This window comes from Prevotella conceptionensis 9403948 (assembly GCF_000312305.1).
Lineage (GTDB): Bacteria > Bacteroidota > Bacteroidia > Bacteroidales > Bacteroidaceae > Prevotella > Prevotella conceptionensis.
The window spans coordinates 1-5,071 of sequence record NZ_HE999443.1 but is presented as its reverse complement, the minus strand read 5'-3'; the positions used below and the strand labels follow the sequence as shown (position 1 = coordinate 5,071).

The 5,071-nt window shown below is 44.9% G+C and carries 2 protein-coding genes and 1 pseudogene; all 3 read left to right on the top strand.

Annotation, left to right across the window (positions count from 1 at the left end; translation table 11 throughout):
- Nucleotides 1-181 precede the first annotated feature (181 nt).
- The 3 genes and pseudogenes from BN93_RS00020 (at nucleotide 182) to BN93_RS18210 (ending at nucleotide 4,779) form a co-directional block, all read left to right on the top strand.
- On the top strand, nucleotides 182-1,369 hold the full coding sequence (locus BN93_RS00020) for an FprA family A-type flavoprotein (RefSeq protein WP_019186295.1): 1,188 nt from the start codon (nucleotides 182-184) through the stop codon (nucleotides 1,367-1,369).
- A gap of 382 nt (nucleotides 1,370-1,751) precedes the next feature.
- Nucleotides 1,752-2,931: pseudogene (locus BN93_RS00015) on the top strand (dicarboxylate/amino acid:cation symporter).
- Between the two features lie 1,683 nt (nucleotides 2,932-4,614).
- Entirely contained in the window at nucleotides 4,615-4,779 is a 165-nt protein-coding gene (locus BN93_RS18210; protein ID WP_232211042.1) for a hypothetical protein, read from the top strand.
- Nucleotides 4,780-5,071 lie beyond the last annotated feature (292 nt).

Genomic DNA, 5,071 nt, shown 5'->3' with positions numbered 1-5,071 from the left:
CAACCCCTCTCCAAGGGGAGAGGGGCGTGATTAGCATTGCTACTTTACCTCCTCAACCACATAATAAGACTAATGTATCGGTAACTCGTTAACTTGTTAACTAACGAACTCGTTAACTTGTTAACTTGCTTACTCGTCAACTAAATACACATATACACTCATAAACTTACAAACTCAGAATATGATAGAAATAGTAAAAGACATCTACTACGTGGGTGTGAACGACCGAAAGAAAGAAAAGTTTGAAGGCCTATGGCCACTTCCCAACGGCGTTTCGTACAACTCGTACCTCATCGTAGACGAAAAAGTGTGCCTCATCGACACGGTGGAAGCCGACTTCTTCGCACAGTTTATCGAGAACATCCGCGAAGTAATTGGCGACCGTCCCATCGACTATATCGTTACAAACCACATGGAACCCGACCATAGCGGCTCTTTTGCCCTGATGAGGAAGTATTATCCCAACGTGCAGGTAGTGGGAAACAAGAAGTCGTTCGACCTGCTTAAAGGTTTCTATGGCATGGAAGGCTGCGAGCACGAAGTGAAACACGGCGACGAACTATCACTGGGTAAGCACACATTGAAGTTTTTCTTAACGCCAATGGTGCACTGGCCGGAAACGATGATGACGCTAGACACATCCAATAACATGCTGTTTTCGGGCGACGCATTCGGTTGTTTCGGCGCACTTAACGGCGGATTGCTCGACAGCGAGATTAATTGCGAACCCTTCTGGTTGGAGATGGTGCGCTACTATTCGAACATTGTGGGCAAATATGGCACGCCCGTGCAGAACGCCCTTAAAAAACTAGCCAACGAAAAGATAGACTATATCTGCTCTACACACGGCCCCGTGTGGCACGAACAACTGCAAAAGGTGGTTGAAATGTACAACCGCATGAGCAAATACGAAACAGAAGACGGCCTTGTGATATGCTACGGAACGATGTATGGCAATACAGAACGCATGGCCGAAGTTATTGCTAGGGCTGCCAGTCAGGCCGGTGTAAAGAACATCGCGGTGCACAACGTGTCGAAAACGCATCATTCTTACATCATCCGCGACGTGTTCCGTTATCGCGGACTCATCGTAGGAGCACCCACATACAACACCGGACTATACCACGAAATGGACGTTTTGCTGAGCGAACTGGCCAACCGCGACATCAAAAACCACCTTATCGGATGGTTCGGAAGTTACGGATGGGCCAGCAAAGCCGTGCAGAAGATTGGCGAATGGAACGAAAACAGCCTGCACTTCGAACCCGTTGGCACGCCCGTTGAAATGAAACAGGCATTATCGCCCGAAGTGGCCGAGCAGTGTCGCGCACTGGGTAAGGCCATGGCCGAGCGTTTGGCGCAAGGTTAAGTTCTACAACAAACTACGCTAGCCAAGGTGGATTTGGCCGTAACAAGCCAAAACCATCGGCCGCGTAGAAGATAACAGCAGGGGGAGATAACTAACTTTTTGGTGGAAATTGCCACACATAAAGAATGCGTGAGCATTTAAGTTGTGGCCAATTAAAATGCAAAAATGGAGGCAAAAGACCATGATGTCTTTGTCCACTTAGCTAGAACATAGGCGTGAGTCTATAGGCTGAATATCTTGGTTTGGAGGCGTGAGCCTCTTCATTTGAAGTTCTCCCCCTGCTTTATCTTTCTTACAGAGCGGCCAACCTCTTGACAATTGTATCACGTGCAGCCCACATAACCAAACCGGACTGCCCAACTTAAAAAACATAACATTACCTATGAAAATCGGATTACTTGGGCGCATTCTCATCGCCATTGCCCTCGGCATAGCATTAGGTCACATCTTTACACTGCCCTGGGTACGCATATTCGCAACCTTCAACAGCATCTTCGGACAGTTTTTGGGCTTTATCATCCCCCTTATCATCTTGGGATTGGTAACGCCGGCCATTGCCGATATTGGTAAGGGAGCAGGCAAATTGCTGCTCATTACCGTAGGCATTGCCTACGCCGACACCGTTGTTGCGGCCATACTGAGTTATGCAACGGGCAGCACCTTCTTCCCATCGCTTATCGGAAACGGCTCACAAACCTTAGAAACCGTAGAGAAATCGGCCGAGATACTGCCCTATTTCACCATCAACATTCCTGCCACGATAGACGTGATGAGCGCGCTTGTGCTGTCGTTCATCGTAGGTTTGGGCATTGCATACGGCGGTCACACGGTGCTGCGGGGTGCCACCAACGAGATGAAAGCCATCATCGTGGGCGTTATCGAGCGCGTTATCATTCCCCTCTTGCCCGTGTATATCTTCGGCATCTTCCTCAACATGACTTTCAGCGGCGACGTAATGCGCATGATGACCGTGTTTGCCAAGATTATTGTCGTTATCTTTGCGCTGCACATTTTCGTGCTGCTCTATCAATATCTCATTGCCGGAGCCATCGTTCGCAAAAACCCTTTCCGCCTATTGGCCAACATGTTTCCAGCCTATCTCACGGCTCTCGGCACCTCTTCGTCGGCAGCCACCATCCCCGTGGCCTTAAAGCAGACACGCAAAAACGGCGTTTTCCGAAGGTGTTGCAGGCTTTGTTATCCCCCTTTGCGCCACGGTTCACCTCTCTGGTTCGGCCATGAAGATAACCGCTTGCGCCTTTACCATCGCCCTACTTGAAGGCTTACCCACCGATTTTCCCCTCTTCTTGCATTTCATTATGGTGCTGGCCATCTTCATGGTAGCCGCTCCTGGCGTGCCAGGTGGTGCCATTATGGCGTCGCTTGCCCCTCTGGGCAGCATCCTTGGCTTTGGCGAGAACGAACAAGCACTGATGATTGCCCTCTACATTGCTATGGATAGCTTTGGAACTGCTTGTAACGTAACGGGCGACGGAGCCATAGCACTGGTTGTAGACAAGCTTAACCGCAATAAAGCAAACGTGGAAAAGACAGCAGCATAGGCAAAAAACAACGCATTAAAAACGCGAGTTTTAACCCACGCCATTTGCTCTTCGCTTGCCATTCGCCACTAAACGCCGCACATTTGCTCACTCAATACACTGCATTCTGCATCTTCATGCCCTGTATAAAGCAAGCAAATGCGCGGCGTTTTTCAATATATTGATGTACTATTCATTCACTTTGTGTTTTCAAACTGCTGCATCTTTCATCCCTGTTATCCCCAATAGTCTGTGGAAAACCCTGTTGATAACACGTGTAAAAGCCATGTACAACTCCTCACTTATCCACAACCTACAACGCACCCCTAAGGATTGGTGGATAACTAAGAAGTTGTTGTGGCGAAATGCAAGCGTTATCAACACTTTTAGAGCAACAAAAGTTATGAACATTTGCACAATGCCCTACCCCACCTTGTTATGTGGAAAACATATATAAAGCCTTAACTTACAACCCAAAAGTACGTTTGATAACTTGTGCATAACCTTTTCCTAATGTTGATAACCAAAAACACGTTGCGTAATGAGAAAAGTTATCAACTTATCCACGCCATATCATCACCATCATTTTCTTTCTCTTCTAAAAAGAAAGATATAAGATAATATTTGTGTGCGTGTGGATAAATGGTGCGGGATTTTGATTTTTTAAATGGGTAAGCCGATTAGTTGATTAATTATTTGGGTTTGTATAGGATTGAGGTTTCTAGTTAATGAAGTGCTCTTTACTTTAACCCCAAGCGGTGGTTAGCGCCTGTTCAGATTTTGTTTGTTAGTTGAGCATACTGTCTGTGTTATCATGTGCGTGTATATGGGATAATCTTTTTTGTCTGGTTTTGAGCAAGAATTTTAACATTCTGAGTGCCCTTTCTGCTCACCAATGGCTCACCTTGCCGCAAAAAATCGATTCTCGCGAGGGTTTATTTTGATGCAAATAGGGGTTGGCCTGTGCATTGCGGCAGAATGAATATTTATTTAAACAATTCCCCTTTTGCACCTATTTTTGTGCGTTTTGGTGCTAAATGCACTGCGTTTTGGTGCTAAACGTAGTGCGTTTTGGTGCTAAATGGACTGCGTTTTGGTGCTAAATGGACTGCGTTTTGCTGCTAAATGGACTGCGTTTTGCTGCTAAATGCAAGGTAAAATGGTGCTAAACGCAGTGCAAAATGGTGCTAAACGCAAGCCTAAAAGGCATAAATATCTACTGCAATTGCATAAATAAAACCTTTTGTAGCGATGAAATACATGGCTAGAAAGGGCAAAATGGGCTTAAAAAGTAGGGTTTTAGGGGCTAAAAGTGGGTAATTTGGACGTTAAAAATAATGAGTTGGCAACCAATCTAGAAAGGTAAAATGGTGCAAAATGCAGGTTATCCTCTTGAATATTGACAAAATGTAAGACGTGAAAGGCCAGAAATAGTATCAATTTACCTACTTTTTAACTGATATTTTCGCTAGAACGGAGTGAAAAATGGAACGGTAATGTAAAATAAAAAATAAGATTTTAATTTTTTGAGTTGATGAGTTTGTGGGTTGAAGACTTGATAAGTTCGTGGGTTTGCGATAGCCATACATTGAAGTTGGTTTGGCTAGTAAACGTGTTTTTGTATCTATTTAATTGATTTTCATCTCCATATTTGTGTATATGGCATATATTGTTTATGTTTGCAATGAATTAAAGTTTAGGCTTATGGCAACAACGGCATTACAATCGAAGAAAATAACAATAGACCTTAGCGAAGACACATTTCGCTGGCTTTCCATCATGGCTGCAAACAAGGGTACGAACTTAAAGACCTTTATAGAGGTACTTTTGGAAAAGGCTGCCGAAGAGTTTGATGAGAATAAACAGTGAAGTCATCTAGACTTTTTAATCTGTTTGCAATAGAAGTCTGAACAACAGAACTTCGATTGCAATTTACAAAGAGGCAAGGAAATGAAAAAGTATATCTCACGGATTGTCATAGCTCTCGTAGCTGTGGCTTTCTTCATGGAATACATTGACTCGACCGCCTTGGTGACAGCTCTGCCACTAATGGCCTTAGACTTCGGTGTGGAAAGTGGTAGGATGAGCATCGGGATTACGTCCTATATGATTTCGCTGGCGGTGTTTATCCCTGTAAGCGGCTGGATTGTAAGCATCCAAT

Excerpts from the sequence above, each read along its gene's own strand:
- BN93_RS00020 (WP_019186295.1), top strand. The coding sequence starts at position 182 with ATGATAGAAATAGTAAAAGACATCTACTACGTGGGTGTGAACGACCGA.
- BN93_RS18210 (WP_232211042.1), top strand. The coding sequence starts at position 4,615 with ATGGCAACAACGGCATTACAATCGAAGAAAATAACAATAGACCTTAGC.